The sequence below is a fragment of the Flammeovirga sp. SJP92 genome (genome assembly GCF_001583495.1).
Lineage (GTDB): Bacteria > Bacteroidota > Bacteroidia > Cytophagales > Flammeovirgaceae > Flammeovirga.
In genome coordinates this window covers 291,470-313,537 of the sequence record NZ_LQAQ01000019.1, presented here as the reverse complement: position 1 = coordinate 313,537, position 22,068 = coordinate 291,470, and the positions used below count along the sequence as shown (strand labels likewise).

Annotated in this window: 14 protein-coding genes; 4 read left to right on the top strand and 10 right to left on the bottom strand. The window is 38.2% G+C overall.

The window, feature by feature from the left end; all coding sequences use genetic code 11:
* The 7 genes from AVL50_RS06435 to AVL50_RS06405 all read right to left on the bottom strand — a co-directional run.
* A partial coding sequence (locus AVL50_RS06435; protein ID WP_062615661.1) for a zinc-binding dehydrogenase occupies positions 1–917 on the bottom strand: 917 nt, incomplete at its 3' end.
* Positions 918–1,297: 380 nt separating this feature from the next.
* Positions 1,298–2,371 carry a Gfo/Idh/MocA family protein gene (locus AVL50_RS06430; protein WP_062615660.1) on the bottom strand — a complete coding sequence of 358 codons (1,074 nt, stop codon included), beginning with the start codon at positions 2,369–2,371 and terminating at the stop codon, positions 1,298–1,300.
* 189 nt (positions 2,372–2,560) lie between these two features.
* Entirely contained in the window at positions 2,561–3,796 is a 1,236-nt protein-coding gene (locus AVL50_RS06425; protein ID WP_062615659.1) for a sugar ABC transporter substrate-binding protein, read from the bottom strand.
* Entirely contained in the window at positions 3,765–4,943 is a 1,179-nt protein-coding gene (locus tag AVL50_RS06420) for a CaiB/BaiF CoA-transferase family protein (protein WP_062615669.1), read from the bottom strand. Before AVL50_RS06420 ends, AVL50_RS06425 begins: the two co-directional genes overlap by 32 nt.
* Positions 4,944–4,953: 10 nt before the next feature.
* Positions 4,954–6,102 carry a CaiB/BaiF CoA-transferase family protein gene (locus tag AVL50_RS06415; RefSeq protein WP_062615658.1) on the bottom strand — a complete coding sequence of 383 codons (1,149 nt, stop codon included), beginning with the start codon at positions 6,100–6,102 and terminating at the stop codon, positions 4,954–4,956.
* Positions 6,095–7,240, bottom strand: a complete 1,146-nt coding sequence (locus AVL50_RS06410; RefSeq protein ID WP_062615657.1) for an extracellular solute-binding protein — start codon at positions 7,238–7,240, stop codon at positions 6,095–6,097. Before AVL50_RS06410 ends, AVL50_RS06415 begins: the two co-directional genes overlap by 8 nt.
* A gap of 37 nt (positions 7,241–7,277) precedes the next feature.
* Positions 7,278–8,348 (bottom strand): L-rhamnose/proton symporter RhaT, encoded by a 1,071-nt coding sequence (locus AVL50_RS06405; RefSeq protein ID WP_062615656.1) that lies wholly within the window; start codon positions 8,346–8,348, stop codon positions 7,278–7,280.
* A 298-nt stretch (positions 8,349–8,646) separates the two neighbouring features.
* Between AVL50_RS06405 and AVL50_RS06400 the strand changes: the two genes are divergently transcribed.
* On the top strand, positions 8,647–10,215 hold the full coding sequence (locus tag AVL50_RS06400) for a hypothetical protein (protein WP_062615655.1): 1,569 nt from the start codon (positions 8,647–8,649) through the stop codon (positions 10,213–10,215).
* A 331-nt stretch (positions 10,216–10,546) separates the two neighbouring features.
* Here AVL50_RS06400 and AVL50_RS06395 read toward each other — a convergent pair whose 3' ends face one another.
* Both AVL50_RS06395 and AVL50_RS06390 read right to left on the bottom strand, forming a co-directional pair.
* Positions 10,547–13,732: a glycoside hydrolase family 2 TIM barrel-domain containing protein gene (locus AVL50_RS06395; RefSeq protein ID WP_062615654.1), complete on the bottom strand. Its 3,186-nt coding sequence runs from the start codon at positions 13,730–13,732 to the stop codon at positions 10,547–10,549.
* Positions 13,733–13,991: 259 nt separating this feature from the next.
* On the bottom strand, positions 13,992–15,488 hold the full coding sequence (locus AVL50_RS06390; protein ID WP_082795689.1) for a caspase family protein: 1,497 nt from the start codon (positions 15,486–15,488) through the stop codon (positions 13,992–13,994).
* Between the two features lie 290 nt (positions 15,489–15,778).
* Between AVL50_RS06390 and AVL50_RS06385 the strand changes: the two genes are divergently transcribed.
* Together AVL50_RS06385 and AVL50_RS06380 are read left to right on the top strand one after the other, a co-directional pair.
* Positions 15,779–17,875 carry a glycoside hydrolase family 97 protein gene (locus AVL50_RS06385; protein WP_062615652.1) on the top strand — a complete coding sequence of 699 codons (2,097 nt, stop codon included), beginning with the start codon at positions 15,779–15,781 and terminating at the stop codon, positions 17,873–17,875.
* A 15-nt stretch (positions 17,876–17,890) separates the two neighbouring features.
* Complete coding sequence (locus tag AVL50_RS06380; protein ID WP_062615651.1) at positions 17,891–20,386, top strand: glycoside hydrolase family 2 TIM barrel-domain containing protein; 2,496 nt, start codon at positions 17,891–17,893, stop codon at positions 20,384–20,386.
* 91 nt (positions 20,387–20,477) lie between these two features.
* On the opposite strand, the gene prmC is transcribed toward AVL50_RS06380, so the two are convergent.
* Positions 20,478–21,308 (bottom strand): peptide chain release factor N(5)-glutamine methyltransferase, encoded by an 831-nt coding sequence (gene prmC / locus AVL50_RS06375; RefSeq protein WP_062615650.1) that lies wholly within the window; start codon positions 21,306–21,308, stop codon positions 20,478–20,480.
* A gap of 218 nt (positions 21,309–21,526) precedes the next feature.
* On the opposite strand from prmC, the gene AVL50_RS06370 reads away from it, so the two are divergent.
* Positions 21,527–22,015, top strand: a complete 489-nt coding sequence (locus AVL50_RS06370) for a hypothetical protein (RefSeq protein ID WP_062615649.1) — start codon at positions 21,527–21,529, stop codon at positions 22,013–22,015.
* The last annotated feature ends 53 nt before the right edge of the window (positions 22,016–22,068 follow it).

Genomic DNA, 22,068 nt, shown 5'->3' with positions numbered 1-22,068 from the left:
ATCTTATCGAAATTGTATTTGTTTTCTGTGATCAATTGGATTGACTCTTCGTAATCTTCTTTTTCGTAGACACGAGCACCAATCAACTCTAATTCTTTCCAGAAGAACTTAAACAGGTCCACGGGCTTTTTCTCTCCATGAATGGCCACCATTACAATACGGCCACGGATACCTGCCACTTCCGTCATTACATCTAATGAAGCTTGCACGCCAGCTACTTCGAATACAACATCCGCTAATCCGCCTTCTGTTTGTTGGTCAACATAGGCTACTAAATCAGTGATGACAGGATTGACTACTTCAAAGCCCATGTCTTCTGCCATTTTAATTCTAGCATCATTCACTTCTGAAATAATAACTCTAGCTCCTTTGCTTTTGGCCACCATTGCAACAAGCAAACCGATAGGACCTCCACCTAAAACAACGGCCACTTCGCCTTTTTTCAATTTACTCATGCGTACATCATGGCAAGCTACTGATAGAGGCTCAATAAGTGCCGCTAACTTAAGGTCCGTTTCCTCTTTCAGTTTATGCAATGTGAAAGCAGGAACATTCCAATATTGTTGCATGGCGCCTGGGCTGTCAATTCCGATAAACTTCAATGCTTTTGCAATATGACTGTGTCCTTTATCAGCAGGCGTTTCACCTCTGTTGTCTAATGGACGAACTGTGATTTTTTCGCCCACACGAAACCCTTCCACACCTTCACCAACCGCATCTACCGTACCCGACATTTCATGCCCGATCGTTACAGGAATGCTGACACGCTTGTCCATCATACCATGATAAATATGTACATCGGTACCGCACACCCCACAATAGGCTACTTTAATTCTCACCTCACCTGCAGCAGGTGCTTCTATTTCTTTTTCAACAACAGTGAAGGTTTGATTTCCTTCGTATAATGATGCTTTCATTGTTTTATTTTTTATACCTTTTTTATCAAAATAATTTCTAGGACACGGATGATGCTTTCGCTTCACATTCGTGTCCCTGGTTTCAGGTTTAGTCTAAGTTTAGTATGATGTTGTAAACTCCCGTAGCCACGTAGCCTGCTACGTGTTTGTGTGAAGTATGATTACAGTATCGGTTTTGATACATTGTTATGATCTTTTTACATCATCACTTTTAATGTTTAGCGTAGCACGCTTCGCTTCTACATGTTTTTTGTAGTCACGTAGCCTGCTACGTGTTTGTATGGAGTTTGATTACAGTATCGATTTTGATGTATTGTTATGACCTTTTTACATCATCGTATTTCAATGTTTGCGTAGCAGGCTACGCTTCTACGGGGTGATTAAATCGATCCATATTCTGGTTTCACTCCACCCATATCGCTCGACTTATACGCAGCTTCTACCACATGCATGGTTTTCAAAATATCTTCAATAGAAGTATCCAATTGGTCAGATTCTCCGTTGGCATAACAGATCAATGAAGACATGGTGCCGATAAAAGCATCAGGGAACCATGACCCTTCCAATTGTTTGGTTTTCCACTCTGGTTTTTTCCCTTCCTCTAAAATGCAGTATTCAAAAGCGTCTGGCACACCATCGGGGTAGTTCATCAAAAGGCCCATTTTAGCATAGATAGCACCTTTTGTACCTTCCCATTTTACATAGCTTTCTTGATGATCAAACCCAAAAACGTGATCGTGGTTGGTGCTGACTAATGCACGTACATCATCTTCATATTCCATGATGACATTGGTACGAGTAGACGACATTTCTTTGGCAGGGTGCTTTAAGGTTTTCGCCATAATTCCTTTTGGATCACCCAAAAATGATCTTACCAAATCGATGTGGTGAATACTGTGCTGTTGGATTTCTAATCTCGGGTGATACATTACGTTAGGGAAGATTTCCCATGGAGTATATACCGAAACCTTCACTTCCATATCGTAGATTTTGCCGATGGTTTCTTTGTTGATCAGATCACGTGCCGCCATGATGTAAGGGGCAAAACGCAACTGACAGTTTACGGCTGCGATAAGCTTTTTTCTTCTACAGACTTCGATGATTTGTTTCGTTTGTTCAAAGTAATCACCTAAAGGTTTTTGAATCAGAACTGGGGCGCCATCAGGTAGTTTTTCTAAGGTGGCAACAAACTGATTTGGCATGAGTGTAAGGTCGAAAACGGCATTCTCTGGAGCTTGAGCTATGGCATCATCGATGCTGTCAAATACTCTAGGAATGTCAAATTTCTTTGCTATTTTTTCTGCTCGTTCTTTTGTTCTGTTGGTGATGCCATATACTTCAAATCCAGCTTTTCTATAAGCGGGCATATGTGCATCGTTGACAATACCTCCTGCTCCGATGATGATGATCGGGCGGGCTGTTTTTGGTAGGGTATATTGATAATTTATTTCCATTTCATTATTGATTTAAGTACTGTGAAGAGTTTTTTAGAGAAAAGGTTCGTGTTGTGGTCCGTTAGACGCAAAGCATTGCGTCTCTACAGGAGGTGTTCTTTCAATAAAAATGATATACTAAATTGAAAAGATGTCGCTGTGTAGAGCCACAATGCTTTGTGGCTCACGAACCATCTTAAAAGCCATGTATTATGTATTCACAAGCTCCAAATGATCCACTTTCTCCTGTGCAGTAGCTAAGATATTTTCGATGTCTTCTTCTGTATTGATCACCTTCAGCACTAACTCGTCGATGATGTCTGCGACCTGCGACCAATTGTTCATTCGAGGAAGTGATTCGGTGTTTTGATGCAGTTCTTCTAGTTTATGATAATAAGGTATTTCTTGATTGACCTTTGGACTTCTCCAAGTCGAAACTCTACACCCGATGCCTCCCTCTAAAGTCAAGAGCTCGTCGTTTTTAACTGAAGTAGCAAATTGAATAAAGTCGTAAGCCAATTGTTGATGCTTACTGCCTGCTCCAATCACGTACATCCAATAGGCATTGAGAGAAACGCCTTCGCCACCTTCTCCGGCAGGGATGTAAGCCACATCCACTTTGCCTTTTACTTTTGAATCAGGGCTCACTTCGCAGTTGGCTGCAAAGCCAAACCAGTTGACACTTAAGGCTAACTCACCATTGGCGAACGCCAAACCAGCTTCTACAGAATCAAATTCTCTTGATTTAGGGTGAATGGCCTCTTTGTTTTGTAAAGCTTTACGGTAGAATTTCATGCCTTCAACAGTCGCTTTCGAATGAAGAACTACTTTATCATCTTCAGTAATTAATTGTCCACCTCTTGTCCATAATTGAAGGCAGAAATCAAAGACGGTATTATGACCATCAGGGTAAGCGGCGAAAGTAGTTCCGTATAAACCTGCCTGAGGACGGTGGAAGAAAGAAGCGACTTCCATCAACTCGTTCCATGTTTTGGGAACCGTCAGTGCTCTGTTGTATTTTTTCTTGAAAGCCTCTTGTTCTTTTGGATCTTCAAAAAGGTCTGTTCTGTACATTAAGCACTCAGGACCATTGTGAAATGGAAGTCCCATTACTGCATTACCGAAACGTTGTTTTCCTAAAAGAGAAGGACTCCATGCCTCTTCCAAAGCAGAGGAATCATTACCCATAAAAGGCATTAAATCAGCGATGGCATTATTGCTGTAAGCTTCCGTTATCCAATCGGTATTCATTAATGCAATGTCCCATTCGCCGTTCTTCAAACCATCCTCTTTTAAAATAGTATCATAAAGAGGGTGCAAGTCCATTGGTACAGCTTCCAATTCAACATCACATGCACGCTGTGAGCAGAAGTCGTCCCAAATCTTTTGGATAGCACTTTCAAAAGGTCCGAATTTACGAACAGCAATTCTCAACTTTTCCTTCATGATCCAAAGCGTTTAGTTCTTTCAAAATTTCTTGCGTATGTTCTCCAATAGCAGGAGATCCTAATGTGGAAGTGAGGTATTCTCCATCAATTTTAATAGGACAACGAGTGGTTTTGTACTCGAATCCATCGCCCATTTTTACATTCTGAATCATGTTGAGGGCTTTAAAACCGTCATGGTTGAAAAGGGTGTCCCAATTCAATACATCTGCACACCAGATATCGGCAGGTTCTAAAATCGAAAGCCAATGTTCAGTGGTTTCAGTCAGTAAATGATCGGCTAAAATATTCTTGATTTCATCTCTCTGTGTAAACCAAGTATCAGGCTCAGGGTAGTTGGTCAATGATGGACAGCTCAATAATTCTCCCAATACAGGAATGGCACCCATAGCCAATGCCAAATGACCGTTTTTAGTAGCGTAAACCCCATAAGGAGCACCTAAATAAGCATGAGCATTATTGCTTGCAGTTCTAACTGTAGGTTCGCCACCATCGTGATAATAGGTCGTGATCGTTTCGAATTGGAAATCAAGAATCGATTCCAGCATACTCACTGAGACCTTACTTCCTTGATTGGTTTTGAATCTTTTGATTAAGGAGGCGATGAGACCTTGTGCCAAGTGAGCACCCGCCAAAATATCGACGATCGCAATCCCCATAGGTACCGGTCCTTTATCGGCATTACCGCTTAACCACGTAACACCTGATAACGATTGAAGCAATAGATCTTGCCCTGGCTTGGCCGACCATGGCCCTTCTGATCCATATCCAGAAATATCGCCGTAAACAATCGAAGGATTAATTGCTTTTACCGTATCATAATCCAATCCTAAACGTTCGATCACACCCGGTCTGAAATTGTGTACCAAAACATCCGCTTTCGCGATAAGCTTTAGTACTTTTTCTTTATCGATATCCGATTTTAAATCGGCTTGAAAACTCTCTTTATTTCTATTGATGGCTCTAAAAACAGAAGACTCACCATTCAGCATCACATTGGAAACATAAAGCTGACGGCAGATGTCACCTGTTTCGGGGCGTTCTACTTTGATAACTCTAGCACCAAGATCTGCCAATCGGAGTGTAGCTGATGGAGCAGACAAAAACTGGCTTAGATCAACTACTAATATATCTTTTAATGGAAGCATATTTTTGTCTTTATAAGTTAAACTCTTTGGCAATCGCATCTGTATCTTGACCCACTCTAGGAGCTGGTTTTGATGCAAATAATTTCTCATCATTTAAGCGGATAGGACAACGTGTGGTATGGATAAACTCGCCTGTATCAAGTGGTAGTTTTTGATCCATTTCCAATACTTTATAAGCCTCATGTTGTAGCAATTGTTCGTAGTCTAAAACGGCTGAACACCAAATTCCAGCGGGTTCGAAAATATCTAACCATTCCTGAGTTGTTTTGGTGGCTAGTATTTCACGAAGTGTATTCATAATTTCATCACGCTTCGTAAACGTCTCTTCTTCTGAATACCCCCTTAATCGATCTGTATCAAGCAATTCAACTAGCTTTTCAAAGCCTCCCATTGCCAAAGAAATATGACTGTCTTTGGTAGCGTAAACACCGTAAGGAGCACTGAGGTAGGCATGTCCTGATCCTTTTTCTGCTCGTTGAGGAAGTTTATTTCCATCGTTGAGGTAAGTGGTGATGACTTCAAATTGGAAATCCAACATTGATTCTAATAAGCTCACTTCCACGAAAGCACCTTTCTTGGTTTTGGCACTTCTTAGCAAAGCGGCTAAAATCCCTTGTGCCATATGTGACCCTGTGATGATATCAGCGACCGCCAATCCGAAAGGAGTAGGGCCGTCATTTTTATCACCAGTAAGGTGTGCCAAGCCCGACATGCACTGTACTAAAAGGTCCTGTCCGGGTTTCGCAGACCAAGGACCTTCAGTACCATAACCAGTAACAGTCGCGTATACAATTTGTGGGTTGATCGCCTTGACAGTAGGGTAGTCCAACCCAATTTTTTCCATCACACCCGGACGGAAATTGTGGGTCATCACATCTGCTTTGGCGATAAGTTCTTTTACTTTTTGTAGATCTTCCGCATCCTTTAAATTGGCGGCATAAGATTCTTTATTTCTATTGAGGGTATGGAAAACCAAACTGCTTCCATCCACTCTTAAATTTTTAATAGCTATCTGACGACCTGCTTCACCATGATTTGGACGTTCAATTTTGATCACGCGAGCCCCCAAATCTGCTAATCGCAAACCTGCGGATGGACCTGCCAAAAACTGACAGAATTCCAACACCAAAAGGCCCTCTAATGGTTTTGAATTAGTCATTTTGAGAAAGCGATTTGATGTACAATTCATTTAATTGTGACAAGAGCGTTTTGGGATCACCACCCTTCATCATAAATTCACGAATCGGTGCACCGGCTCTATCTTGGAAGTACATATGACCGTTGTAACGAGGTCTTAAAAATGCACGATCCAAAGCCGGAAGTGTATCGCTAAAGAAGTCCATGCACTTGCTGTTTACCCTCTGATCCGTCCAAGCTTTTCTATGTCCGGGCTGACCACCATTGTCAAAGAAAATACCCTTCTGAACATCCAAAGAACCTGCAAACTCTAAGAATTTTGAAGCCAATTCTTTTTCTTCACATTTAGACGATAAAGCCAAGCCTGTTCCGCCCAATGTACTGATCAGTTTTTGATCGTTGATGGCCACCATATCATGGTATTTCAAAGGAACACGAGCATAGCCTTCACGAGAGTAATTCGTATATCCATATCCGAAAGGAGCGTATACATAATCGTCTGTTTTGGTCATGGCCTCACAAACTTTGATAGGGTTCCAATCGTAACTTTCTTCTTTAATATTTTCTCCTAAATCACGAAGCATCTGAAGTGCTTTCAATCCAACCTCTTCTGAAACAACATACTCTTTTGTCTCACACACATTTTCACCTAACGTAGAGCAAACCATGTAGAAACTCATCAATGTATCTTGAGGAATACCAGGAATTGCCACTTTTCCAGTTTTCGATAACTCTACTAAATCATCCCAGGTTTCAGGAAACTTCAATCCTTCTTTTTCAAAAAGGTCCGGACGGCTAGAAGCAACTGGAGTTGCTGCGTCAATTGCCAATGCCCATTGATGATTATTGTAAGCGTAACTTTCGTGTGATCTACCCACCGTATTTTCTTCCAGATCTTTCATGAAATCTTGCGGAAGCAAAGTATCCAAAGGCATAATCACTTGAGTTCGGGCAGCAAAACCGGCCCATGGATGATCGATAATCAAGAAGTCATATCTTTCTGCCAATTGGTCTATTGGTTCATCAGCAAATGCTTGGAGCGATCTTTTCTCCCAAGAGATTTGCACATCAGGATAAAGCTCTTCAAAACGCTGTGAAACGGCTACTATTGAGGTAAATCCACGGCTGTGGTTCCAAGTAATTCCTTTTAACTTTTTCATTTCAGTTTAATATTTTTAGTCTAATTGTATCTTTTTATTAATGCCCTATTGCTTCCGTTCCCATACTACTTCCGTAAGTCATGGTTAAGAAAGAAATGATAAGTACGCCCAAGGCAAAGAGTAATGTATTGTAAGTTCGCTTGCTTACTTGCGACCATTCTTTCATCAAGATCCCCAAGATGTAACTGAAGAAAATGAGCATTGACATATGAATCACCCAGCTGGCAAATTTGAAATCACCCATTCTCACATGGGCCATATTGTAGAAGAAGAATTGCCCGTACCATAATGCACCACTTAGAATGGACATTAGGAAGTTGGTGCCGATTGTTTTTGACCCAAGCCCTTTTACATCCACAATTTCTTTTAATGTTTTTTGCTTAATTCCAACAACTACAAACCAAACAAGGTTCGTCGCAAAAGCACCCATTGTCGATAACATCAGATTGGCATTTCCTTCGAAATAACCAGCCCCATGTTTTCCTGCGATTTCAGCAATTGGAGCCCCTACTTCTAATGAGATACCAAACACCGCCGAAAGCACACCGGCAATTAAAGTGAGCATAAAACCTTTCTTCATATTAAAAGAAGGTTGGTCGCCTGTTTCAATATTTAGTGCTTTAAGATCTTTTTCTTTTCTATACCCCGAAACCCCACAAAGTGCAATACCAATAAGAGAGATAAACATTCCCAGATAGATAATATTTCCACCCGGTTCATAGAATTTAGATACCAATTCACCATGCATAATCAACGGCACGATCGTACCCAAAATGGCAGAGATACCAATAGAAATGGTATAGGTAAGTGAGTACCCAATTTCTTTAATAGCATACCCGAAACACATGCCTCCAAAACCATAAATCGTCCCTAAAAGAAAAGCATTGAAGATCACTTCAGAAGGCGATTCTGCGAAGACTTCCCATAAATCAGGTACCGTAATGTAACCAATAACTAAAGGGAAAATAAACCAAGCGAAAGCGGCCTGAATCAACCAATAGGAATTCCAATTCCATTGCTTTACTTTCTGAAAAGGCACATAACAAGTAGATGCCGAAACGCCTCCTACTGCATGTAATAAAGTACCGATTATTGGATTTTGTTGCATTGTTTATTTCAAATATGAATAAGTATTTTAAATATGAATGCAATAACACATATTATTTTTAAATCCGAGAGAGAAATGTATTTGTTACACATTTACCCCCTGTAAATGCATAAAAAGTTCAACTTTGTACCTGGTTTGGGAGTGTTTTTAGGGGGTTGATAGTTAGGTATTGGAATGATGAAAATTCTTGAGATAAGTAATGTAATTCATATTATACTTAATATTCTAATAGCGTATTACTATCTTTAAATTGGTAATAGGCTTAATATTCTTACCAACCATCGAACTTAATTTGAATATGGATAATCGAGAACAAATAATTGGATATGCAGGAGAAAATGACTTAGAAAGACTTTGCATTTTTTCTAATTTAACTTCAGAAAAAGCAGATAAAGATAAAAATGGATGGGATTTCGAAGTTTATTCATCTAATAAGCACCAAAAGTTTTCAGATCTACATAAGTCAGGGCTGAATTTTAAAATACAAGTTAAAGCTACTGATTCTCAAAAGAGGAAGATTCAAGTAAAATTATTTAATTTAAGAGCTCTTGCTTCGGATCCATATCCAACTTTTTTTATAATCTTTGAATATGATTCAACAGAGCAACCACAAAGAGCTTTTTTAATTCATATTGATCATAAACTTCAAGAGAAAATACTTGAAAGAGTTCAAAAGTCAACGAAGGGAGTCGAAAATCTCCATAAGAGTACTATGAGTTTGACTTATGATGAAACGCAACTTCTAAAATCATTAAGTGGAAAGGTGTTTAGAGATAAAATAGAAGAATATATAGGAACGGATATTCAAGAATACTCTAAAGCCAAAATTGAGAACCTTCAAAATTGTGGGGTAGATAATGATGATACTGGACTTATTAATTTAACCAATTTATCAGAAGAAAACCTAAGTAATTTAATAGATGTACTGATAGGAGTAAAAGAAGATATAACTTTAAAGTCTGCTACAATTCAAGAAAAAAGATTTGGAGTTTATGATAATCCAAAACCAATATCTTCCATACAAGTATCAACTCCAAAGAGTCATAAAAATGATTGTAAGATATCTTTTAAGTGGAAAAATGATCTTTTATACAAGTATACATTCGAAGGGTATTCTTTAGGATTTGTAGATAAGAGCTTACCTGACTACCAAAATAGGTTAGCAATTCATTCAGATTTTTTTAGTCTAGTTATCTCAGGCAATAAGACAATTAACTTTAAGATAGATATTGATAATTGTAAAGAGTATAAATTTTCAGAGCTCCTTAAAAGGTGGAGTATCTTTAAAAAAATGCATGAGCCAAATTCGGAAACTACAGTAAGAATAAAGAAACAAGGAAGCAAGGAGATCAAGATGAGAATTGATTCTATTTCAGTAAGTGAAAATGAACTTAATGAAATAAATAAAATATATAATACATTATACTCTCTTAAAAGCTTGAAAACATATTTTGAAATCGACGATGATTTAAAAATTAGTATTCAAGATTTAGCACAACATTTTGATAAGCCGAAGATGTATTATGCTTTACTCAAAGGAGAATGTCATGCATTAAAATTTGAGTTCACGTTAGATAAAACTGAAAAATCTAATTTAGAAAAAGCTGTTACAATTCGTCCTTTTGTTTATGATCTTAAAAATTTTAGACTTTTATCATTTTTAAGATTTGAAGGAGGCGTAAATTTTTTGAATGGCATGGATAGATACAACTGGAATGTAGAAAAAGTTGAAGTTGTAGATAGAATAGCAATTAATGTTGACAACCTCGAAGACTTTAATTTGAAAGAATATAAGGAGCATTTGTATCAATCTTTAGATGCTATTGAAGGTGAAGTGATATTCTTTGATGGGTATAATTATATTTAATTTACTCGCCACTGACGAGTAAATTGGAAAAGGAGGAAATCTCACTATTTTTTCAAATGATATAGTTAATTAGTTTGATGTTTATTATATGAAGAAAACCGCACCTTTATAAATCTAAAAGTGCGGTTTTTGGTTAGAAGTCAGAGACTTCTAAAGATCTTAAAAGCACAAGAGACGCTGTCGCTTAACTCTTGCGCTAGGGAGCACTGGCGCGAATGTTAAGCGACAGCGTCATTCGTGTCTTATTGATCATCAGAAATCTCCCGATTTCTAAACACTATTTGTTTAATCTTTATTATGGTGGTTCGGCGGACGTTGCAATGCAACATCCCTACAATTCCATCACAAAACTAAACGCATATTCCTTCAACGGTACCCAATACTCCTTCAATGGCTTTGGGCCACAACTCGCATTACCAAGTCCGAGCATTTGAGCATCGATGCACAAAATGGTTTCTTTTCTCTTTTGGAGGAAAGCCGGACGACAGGCTTTATCCAAATCTTTAGCATCATAGTGTAATGCAGAGAAAATAAATGGAGTGTCTGATTTTACTTTTAAAGAAGTTTTCTTTTTGGATGAAAGCTCTACCCAACGTATTCCTGATCGGGCACCATTTTCTTGGGGTACAACGTAAGGAACAAAAAGGTCTGTTGCTGTTGAATTGTAGATACCTAAGTGAGCGGATTCTTTACGGTCGGGGTAGTTTTCGTGAGGACCGAAACCGTACCAATTTACATTTTCAAATCCTTCTACTAACCCAAGCTTCAAACCGACTCTAGGCAGTGTTTCCATAGTGTCAAAACCTGTTGGAGTGACCTTATTATCCATTTTTATGGTTCCGCTACCACTGATTTCATAGATGCTTTCATGTTGAATACTTCCAGAATCAGAAAGGTATTCATGGACTACATTTACACGAGCAAGTTCTTTGGAGATTTGTTCGGATTGGAAGGAAACCACTTTTCTTTTTAATTGCTTTAGATCGGCGTCATCCCAGCTTTTTACAAACAGTCTGTCGTTTTCAATCGATGAACGGTAGACGTTTAATTCAGGTCCTTTGATGTCTCCATTTTGAGCAATGATTTCTTTATTGTTGGATAAGATGGATTCAATGATTCCTGTTGTTTTGTTGAAATGAATGCTGAAGTTTTTACCATTCAGAAGTACCTTATTTCCGTTTTCTGATAAAGTGATTTTTCCTGAGGCTTTATCTGCTTTAGGAGATGCTTTTTGAAGGAGAATTTGTTCTTTGGCAACTTCATATCCTGCCTCTGCCCAGCTTGTTGCTTCTTTTAATTTATAACTGAAATTAAGAGCGTATTCAGCCGTTTTATCCATTTTTGGAAGTGATAGAGTGAAGGTTTCTGAAGCTTCAGGTTCCAAGTCTAATGCAGGAATTTCTCCATCTTTTACAGCTTTGCCATCTTTTAAAAGTGTCCAACTTCCTGCAAAGTTATTGAGGTTGGTAAATGCATATTTATTGTGAACTTGGAATGTATTTTCCTTGCTGTCGTCGGCTTTGATGGAAATGTATTGCTGTGCTTTTTTTACTTCGTAAATGGAAGGTTTTAGGCTTCGGTCCGCAAAGACAATTCCTTTTGCACATTCATTTTCTAATTCTAGAATATCAGAGAAGTCGCCATCAACAGGAAGTGAGTCTAGAGGATGATAATCTAATTTATGACTTTGACGAACGCTACCATCAGGCATTTTTTCATTGTAGGTTTGATTGACCCAATCCCAAATATAACCGCCTAAAAACGATGGATTTTCTTCGACTACATTCCAATAATCCGTGAAGTTGCCCAATGAGTTGCCTTGTGCATGAGCGTATTCAATCATGATATAAGGCTTGTTGTATTTTGGTTCTGCCCAAAAACTCAACTTCTTCCAATGCTTCAGGTTTTCAGTATTTTCAATAAACGGATACATCGAACTGTTCATATCAAAGTAGTCTTTGGTGGTCCAACAGTCCGTTTCTCTACCGTCATAAGAAATCGGTCGAGTGGAATCAAAACGGCGAATGTAATCGCTCAATAAAGCAAAGTTTTGTCCCCAACCGGATTCATTTCCTAATGACCAGAAAATGATAGAAGGATGGTTTTTAGCACGTTCTACCATGGCTACAGCTCTGTCTAATGCCGTCGCCATCCAACTAATATCACTGCCTGGTACGCCATTATTTCGGATAAAGTAATCAGGAGTTTCCAATGCTTCGTCCATTACATAAAGCCCGTATTGATCACACAAAGCATACCAACGGGAATCGTTAGGGTGATGACTCGAACGGACGGCATTGATGTTGTGTTGCTTCATCAATTTGATGTCTTGAATCATGGATTCCTCCGTCAAAGTTTTTCCTAATTCAGGATGTGATTCACCACGGTTTACGCCTTTGATTTTAATCGATTTTCCATTGACGTAAAGTTGGAGGTTTTCGATTTTTACCTCGCGGAATCCAAAAGCCGTCCTTGTTACTTCCACCACTTCATTTTTTGTATTTAAAAGTGATAATACTACTGTGTGTAGATTCGGGTATTCCGCCGACCAGAGTTTAGGATTTTCGATCATCGCAGAATAATCCAAAACGCTTTCCGCTCCCAAGTTCCCCATACGCCAGCCTAATTTCGGGCTTTTATCACCTGATTCATGTATTAAAGTACCGTCAGCATCATACAACGCAATTTTTACTTTATGCCCTTTGGCTACGATGTCTGTATTATTAAATACCTTGATTTTGGCATTGAACGTCGCATTTTTATAGTTTTCATCTAAATCAGAAGTCAAATAGAAATCTCGGATCTGTACACCTGCACGACTTTGTAAATAGACATTCCTAAATATTCCACTAAACGTCCAAGTATCTCCTGATTCAAAATAACTTCCCGTCGTCCATCGGTAGACTTGTACTGCCATAGTGTTTTTTCCTTTCTTCAAATAAGGTGTAATATTGAAAACCGAACTTGTCATCGCATCTTCATCATAGCCCACCATTTCTCCATTGATCCAAAGGTAAAAGGCACTAGAAACACCATCAAAATGAAGGAGCGTTTGTCTTTCTTCCCAATTTTCTGGAATCTCAAAAGTGGTTCTATAGCTTCCCACGGGATTGTAATCAGGCACATTCGGAATACGGACTTGTTCCTTTTTCACTAACATTCCAATTCCTCTATGAGAGGGCGTACCATAACCATGACGTTCCCAACAAGAAGGCACCGGAATTTCTTTCCAATCTTTCACATTATAAGAAGGTAAATGAAAATCTTCCGGCTTTTCAGCCACACTTTCCACCCAATGGAATTTCCAGTTTCCTGCAAGACTTTTGTAATATTCGGAAGCCTTATAATCACCTTCTAAAGCCGATTGCTCATCTGTAAATTGATAATGTGTCGTGGCATGAGGTTCAGTTCCGACGGTATAAACTTGTTTGTCTTTCCAAAATTCCTGCGCCTGTAATTGGAGTGCGGAGGCCAGTAAACCTAAGAGTAATATGAAGTTGCGTTGTTTGTATTTCATTATTATAAACGTGTTTTATGTAGTCAAATAGGTCTTATGTTATGAATAATAGTTTGATAGTGAAACATCATCCTAATTCTTAAGAATTAAAATAGGCTTTTTTGAAAGTAGGATAAGGTTAGTTTTTTTCGGATTAAAGTGTTGCGTAGAAATGTCTCTCCAAATTGGATAATTATTTCCCCTCCATAAATCCATTAAAAAAAATAAACCACCTCAATGCTTACATCAAGGTGGTTTCTATTGGAGCTGTAAATTGATATTATTTCGCTTGCGTATTGATAAAGACAAATTGCCCGCCTTCATCTCCGACATTATACAACGTACCAAACTGAGGTGCATTCTCACTATTGTTGGCTACTGCATCATTAAAACGATAAAATAATTTTGAAGCGGTTAAAAACTTATCGCGATTTTCTTTCAAGTTTTGAAGAAGATATTTCGCAAAAACACTTTCATCAGGAACAGTTTTAAGTGTACCACTCGTCATGCCTTTTCTACTTCTTTTTTCATAGTAATTAGTGATGGAACGGTTCGCGTCAGCAAAAGCACTTCTTGAAGGCTTGAAGATACTGCCACCAAAGCAAGAGTCTGAAATCAGCAGAATATGCTTTGCATCTATACCTTTTAGCTTTGTGCTCAAGTTGGCATTCGCGAGCCAATTAGAATCATCTCCTTCTACTGCATCAGATGGTAACCAATAGCCTTCTTTTACTTTTTGATCATAATACCCATGACCTGCATAGAAGATAATGACATTGTCATCATGCTTTACATTTTGTCTGAGTTTATTCAGTGCTTGAAGTACTTCCGATCGGGTCGGATCAGCAAGGAAAATGATATTTTTAGGGAGGAAACCGTATTTCTGTACCAGTATGTTATTGAAGTTTTGTGCATCTCTTAGTGGAAAGCGAAGGTCATTGATAGAGTTGTCCTTGTAATTTTGAACACCAATGATCAGCGCATGATAATCACCCGCTTTTTGATAATTACTTGTGTTGACTGGGTTAGTGATGACCAATCCTCTAGCGTCATTATTGTTAGAAGGTTGTGATGCCACTTCAGGTGTCGGTTGGGTATAAGTTTGTATTTGATCTGTATTGATCTTTGAAACTCTAATGTAATCCACGCGTATTGAAGTTCCTTCTGCAAAGAACCCTGTGATGTCCTGATCTTGTTGTAGTGGTTGATAAGGAAAAGAATAGACGTATTGTTTATTGATAAATATGTGATACCATTCGCCTATTTTTCGGATTAAGAAATGGTTGAAATCATCTTTATGAAGCACCTCAGAATAGGTTTTTTCGACAAGATTATGTTCAACACCATTGGTCATCTGCTGAATGGTATAATAACCCGTTCTTGTAAAGCCAATTCCGTAGGCATTTTGTCCGTCAGCAGACATTCCCCATATCAATCCGTTATCATTATTTTTTTGAAAGTCCTCATGCTTTATACTGGTTTCAATTTCAAAATTTTTCAGTTGTGTATAACCAAAACCTGATTTGATTTCTACTACCATTTCATCTTTAGAGTAAGAGGTTAATCGATATTCCCCTTTTTTGATTTTACTTTCACGGACCTCATCTGATAAGTAGTTTACAATGGTCCATTCATTTCTATTGTCATCGAAGTTTTCAGAAAGTACGGCTTGCTTGGCATACTGTGGTATGGTTTCAAACTTCCTGAAATCTTGAGCGAGTGAGATTTGAGTCAAAAACAATAAGAGTAAAAAGAGTAGCTTAGTCAATTTTTTCATAGTAGAGGAGCTGTTTAAATTAAAGTTGCAATTCTGAACGGTAAGATTATTATTTTTCTTGAGTATACTACTACCAAGTGAACTGAAATTAATGTATTGATGCTAAAAAGAGGCTTTTCATTCCTATGATTCCTTCTGTTATTACTTCCAAAAAACACTATTATTATAAGGTAATAATTCGTCAAAAGTCATACAGGACAAAAACTACCCGACTTTTCATAGTATTTGTATGGCTTTCGTAGCCTCTGCTTTTTTACTTTGGAGTATTAAATTAACAAACCTATTAAAGTATGAAATCTGAATTATTACTGTTACTCTCTTTAGTGTTTTTTTCCTGTGGAAAGAACGAAATACTTGATGTCTCATCTCCTGATGCTAAAAACAAAATCCACTTTTCCATTAATGAAAAAGGAAGTGTTTTTTACGAAATTCAAAGTGTTGGACGCCCTGTTTTGTCAAAATCGGCATTGGGTTTTACGTTGAAAAAAACAGATTTGAGTGAAGGCTTTGAAGTATTATCTTCTACTACTACTACGCATTCTTCTGTTTGGGAAACGGTTTGGGGACAACATCAGACGATCGCAAATCATTACAATGAATTGACGTTACATTTGAAGCAAAAACAAAGCGGTATTTTACTGGACCTTATCGCAAGAGCTTATGATGATGGTATCGCATTCCGTTATGTTTTTCCGGAGCAGGAAGGAATGAAAGAATTTATTATTATGGACGAAAAAACAGAGTTCAACTTTGCAGGAGACTATAAAGCATGGTGGAATTTTGCGGATTATGATAATTATGAAAAAGAGTATTATAACTCACCGATTACTTCCATTGGAGATACGGTGAATTTTGCCCGAAGACCTGATAAAGAGGAGCGAGCGAACATGTGTAATACCCCGTTGACAATAGAAGTGAGTGATGATTTAGTGATCAGTATTCACGAAGCTGACCTAACGGATTATGCTGGAATGAATTTATTGAATCAAAAGAATGGCCCGAATCTTAAAGCACATTTGACACCTTGGATGAATGGTGATTTGGTGAGAGCAAAAGCTCCTTTTCAGAGTCCTTGGAGAACGGTGCAGATCGGCGAGAATGCAGGTGATTTAGTAGAATCTAATCTGATTATGAATTTAAATCCACCCAATATTTATAAGAATACAGATTGGATAGAAACTTATACTTATATCGGTATTTGGTGGGAATTGCATATCGGTAAAACGTCTTGGGCGGAGAAAACACAATTCGGAAAGCCTTTACCGAAAACAAGACCGCATGGCGCTACGACTGAAAATGCCAAATACCATATTGATTTCGCCTCAGAGCATGGAATTAAAGATGTGTTGATTGAAGGCTGGGACAAAGGTTGGGATGATATGACGGGTTCGTGGACCGGTTATGGCATTTTTGATTGGAGTACTTCTACAAGTGATTTTGATATTCATGAGGTGTGTGACTACGCCAAGAAAAAAGGGGTGAGGATGATGATGTATCATGAGACGATTTCGGATATAGATCATTACGAACCAAGGATGGATACTTTATTCAAAATGTGCCATGATTTGGGAATCAAAACCGTAAAAGTGGGGTATACGGGTGATGTGAATTATGATTATGAGAAAAACACTTACAGACAGCATCACCATGGACAATATATGGTGCGTCATTACAAAAAAATGATTCAAACAGCAGGAAAGCACGAATTACTTATTGTCAATCATGAACCCATCAAATTCACAGGTGAACAGCGTACTTACCCTAATATCATGGCCCGTGAAGGTGTAAGAGGACAGGAATACAACGCATGGAGTAAAGGTAATTCTCCCGAACATGGTGTGGTACTTCCTTTCACAAGAATCTTAGGCGGACCCATTGATTTCACTCCGGGTATTTTTGAAGTCATGCTTCCGCAAAGAAAATGGGCCAAGTTTGAAATCCGTGTAAGAACCACTGTCGCTAAGCAATTGGCCTATTATCTGACAATGTTCAGCCCGATTCAAATGCTAGCTGATTTACCAGAAAACTATAAGGGAAAACCTGCTTTTGAATTCCTCAAAAATGTACCAACCAACTGGAGTGAAACGAAAGTATTGAATGCAAAAATTGGCGATTACTATACAGTTGCTCGAAAGGAAAGAGGAACGGATAACTGGTATTTGGGAAGTATCACAGATGAAAATGCACGTCAGCTTACAGTAAAATTAGATTTCTTGGATCCTGATAAAACCTATGAAGCTACCATTTATGCAGATGGAAAAGATGCGGACTGGGTCACAAATCCTTATCCGGTGGAAATCACTAAAAAGAAAGTGACATCAAAGGATCAACTAGATATCAATTTAGCAACTAGTGGCGGACAAGCTATTGCATTTATCGCTCAATAATAACAATAAACAACAATGAAAAAGATAAAAATATATAGCTTCTTGTTTTTGCTTTTCGCACTACTTGGAGCATGCAATACCAAAGGGACATCACCAAGAATTACAGCTGATTTCAATGAAAATTGGCAATTCTATTGGGCCGATTCTATCGATTCAGAAATGGTAGAAAAGGACAAAGTACAATGGAATGAAGTGACCTTACCCCACGATTGGAGTATAGAAATGGACTATACACACGACAATACGGCAGGGTGTACAGGCTATCTTCCTGGCGGAATTGGGTGGTACAAGAAAACGTTCACAGTGCCTTCTGAAGCAAAAAATAAGAAAACTTGGATTGAGTTTGATGGCATTTATAGAGATTCAAAAATCTGGGTCAATGGCAAATACGTAGGAGGAAGACCTTATGGTTATGCGGCCTTTAAAATCGACTTGACAGATCATTTGAATTATGGTGAAACGACCAATGAAATTATTGTAAAGGTTAACCGAAAAGCCTTTATGGATGCACGTTGGTATCCGGGAAGTGGTATTTACAGAAATGTAAAATTGGTTACTGTCAATCCTGTACATATTGCTCATTGGGGTACTTTTGTGACTACTCCTGAAGTGAGCAAAGTGGAAAGTAAAGTAGCCATTAAAACTTCTATTATTAACGAGGAAAAATCACCGAAAAGCATCAAGGTGACTCAACAAATCAAGGATGCTAAAGGAAAAGTAATACAGTCTACTTCATCGAAAATACAGTTGAAAGAAGGGGAGAATAGTTTGAATCAGGAATTGCTGATTGAAAAACCTTTCCTTTGGTCAGATGAAAGCCCGAACCTTTATCAGATGCTGACCACATTGGAAAGTGAAGGGGAAGTTTTGGATGAATACACGACTACTTTTGGCGTGAGATCGATTCGTTTTGATGCTCAAAAAGGCTTTTTCCTTAATGGAGAAAATAAAAAACTAAAAGGTGTGTGCTTACATAATGATGCAGGTGCAGTGGGTAGTGCCGTTCCGATTGACGTATGGAAACGTCGACTTCGTATCTTAAAAGAAGCGGGAGTCAATGCCATCAGAACGGCACACAACCCTGCATCAGCTGACTTTATGGATCTATGCGATGAAATGGGCTTCTTGGTACAGGCAGAAGCATTTGATGAGTGGACGGTCAATAAAAACAAGTGGATCGATGATAAGCCCAATGCTTGGAAATATGACTTTGGAGAGAAAACAACAGGTTATGCAGGTTTGTATGAAGAATGGGCGGAACGTGATTTGAAAGACATGATCAGACGTGATCGCAACCATCCTTCAGTGATCATGTGGAGTATCGGTAATGAAATAGAATGGACGTTTGGTTACTATTGGAAAACGGCCATTTCTAATCAAGCGGACTTCAATAAAGTATTGGATAAAACAAGTGGAGGAAATCTTCAATTGGTGGCATTGGCCCGTCAACTGCATCAATGGATCAAAGAAGAAGATACAACCCGTCCTTCTACAGCCGGAGAAGTGCTACCTCAGGCAGGAAACCTAACGGGCTATTGTGACGCCGTAGATGTAACGGGTTATAATTATCAATCTCATCATTATGATGCACATCACGAAGCGTACCCAGATCGTGTGATTTATGGTTCAGAGAATTTTGCACAGTGGCAGGAATGGAAAGACTGTTTGGAAAGAGATTATATTTCGGGTGTATTCTTATGGCCTGGCATCAGTTACCTAGGTGAAACGAGCGGTTATCCAAGCAAAGCATTAGATATTGGTTTGATGGATATTGCAGGTTTTAAAAACCCGGTTTATCATTTCTTCAAAACGTTCTGGCAAGAAAAACCTGTAGTGTACTTCGGTACTCAAAAAACAGAAGCTTCTCATTACTTATTGAAAAATGGGAAAGTTGTAGAAAATCCAAAGAAGAAGAGACCTACAAAATGGCACTGGGCTACACTAAATAGTCACTGGAATTACCAAAACGATGAATCTGTGTACATCGAAGCGTATACGAACGCAGAAGAAGTAGAATTATTCCTCAATGATAAATCGTTAGGCAAAAGGGCATTGAAAGAGAATGAAGACAGAATTCTAAAATGGATTATTCCTTATCAAAAAGGAAAGATAAAGGCAGTGGCCAAAACGAAAGGTAGTGTTGTAGCGGAATACGAAATCAAAACAGCTGAAAAACCACAATTTGCTCAGTTGAATCTTGATCAGAAAAAAGTAAAGGCCAATGGAAAAGATGTGGTACATGTAGTGGCTCAATTGCATGATGTCAACGGAAACCCAGTAAAGCATATCGATAAAGAAGTTCGATTTAAAGTAAAAGGTAATGCGAAAATCATTGGAATTGATAATGGTCTTACCAATAACACTAATCCATTTAAAGCGGATCATTGTATGACTTCTAAAGGCAGAGTTTTATTGCTGGTACAGGCAGGGAAAACGGAAGAAAAAGTGGTTGTAGAGGCCTTAATGGATAATATAGTGGTGGGAGAAAGTGAGTTTGAAATGACTTTTTAGAAGGTTGTTTCTAGAAGTAAACACACCACAAGCTACAGCATTTAAACTGTAGCTTGTGGTGTGTTTTTATATTGAAATACAATAAATTAATCTAAATCAGCCCTTTCACTATTCTGTCTTTGCCTTGGAAATCCTTAATGATTTCAGTTTTTGTAAAACCTCTTTCGAGCAGTAACTGTTCCGTTTCTTTCCCAAACTGTTCATTGATTTCGAAGTAAAGCCAACCGTTTTTCTTTAATCTTTTTTGAGCAAGATCAGCAATTCTTCTATAGAAAATCAAAGGATTATCATCAGAAACATAGAGGGCTAAATCAGGTTCATAGCGCACCACATTTTCATTCATAATTGCTTTCTCAGCCTCTGTAACGTAAGGTGGATTGCTGACGATGATGTCTGGCTGATCAAGGTCGTCGAGATTTTCTTCCAGTATATTTTTATGGAAAAAACGGGTGGATGCTCCTAGTTTTTCAGCATTCTCTTTCGCTTTTTCAAGTGCATTTTTATTGATATCAAGGCCAATAGTCTGAAGGTTACTTTCCAAAGCCAATGAAATGGGAATACAGCCTGAACCTGTCCCAATATCAATTAGTAGCCCTTCCTTATGGTTTTGTAAAATGTGCCATACCAATTCCTCAGTTTCAGATCTTGGAATCAATGTATCTTTATTGAGTAAAAACTTTCTTCCGTAAAAGTCCCCTTCGCCAATAATGTACTGAATAGGTTCATGATTCAACAACCTATCCAAGTCACTTTCATACGTTGTAGCCTTAACGTCTATCTCATTTTGATCTAAAAGGATATTCACTTTATCCAGCTGAAGGCGTTCTTCTAACCAAATGTACGCAATACTTTGTGCCTCATTTTCTTCATAAATTGAAGTTAATGCCTTGGTCAATTGCTGATGTAATTCCTTTGCCTTCATAAGTTTATCTTTCTTTGTTTCTGCAAAAATATTTATTGTCCTTCAGTTTTTTTGTTAAAGACTTCTTAATAGGACTTAAAACACCTTTTAAACCGCTCTGTTTTGCTTAAAATCACTTGTTTTTTCCTAAAAAAATATCATATTTGAAACGATGTTTCATTTTATCATATGACTGTCACAATACTACGAATTATATAATTAGCACGAAAAGCAAGAAAATGATTAAAACTAGAAAAAACGCAGCTCCCTCAAAAGAATCCATGGTTGAGATGACTATTCAATACATTTTAGACGGAGGAGAGTGGTCTTTGAGAAAGTTAGCAGCGCACTGTGGTACGACTACCAAAGTTTTTTATACTCGATTTGACGGAGAATATGGTCTTGTAGATGAGATTGTAAAATTTATCGGGGAACGAAAAGCAAAGCAATATCAGGAATTGGAACAAACTATCGCCGCCTTCTATCGTTTTGAGATTGATTTTTATTACGACAATCAGATTTTAATTCAGTTTTTAGAGTCAAAAGGTAGAGGTGCCAATCCATTTATGCTTTATATCCGTGATGCTTATATGAGCCTTTTCGATGGGGATATAAACAAGATGATTTTTGCCGGCACCGTAATGTTAGGAGCACAATCTATGCTGGCAAGAGATATACAGGTTGAACACGAAGTGATTATTCAATACCTCACAAAGGGATTACAGTAGAGTGTTATTGAAGTATGAAAAAAGGGTTTGAACTGTTTCTGATTGGAGGGTTT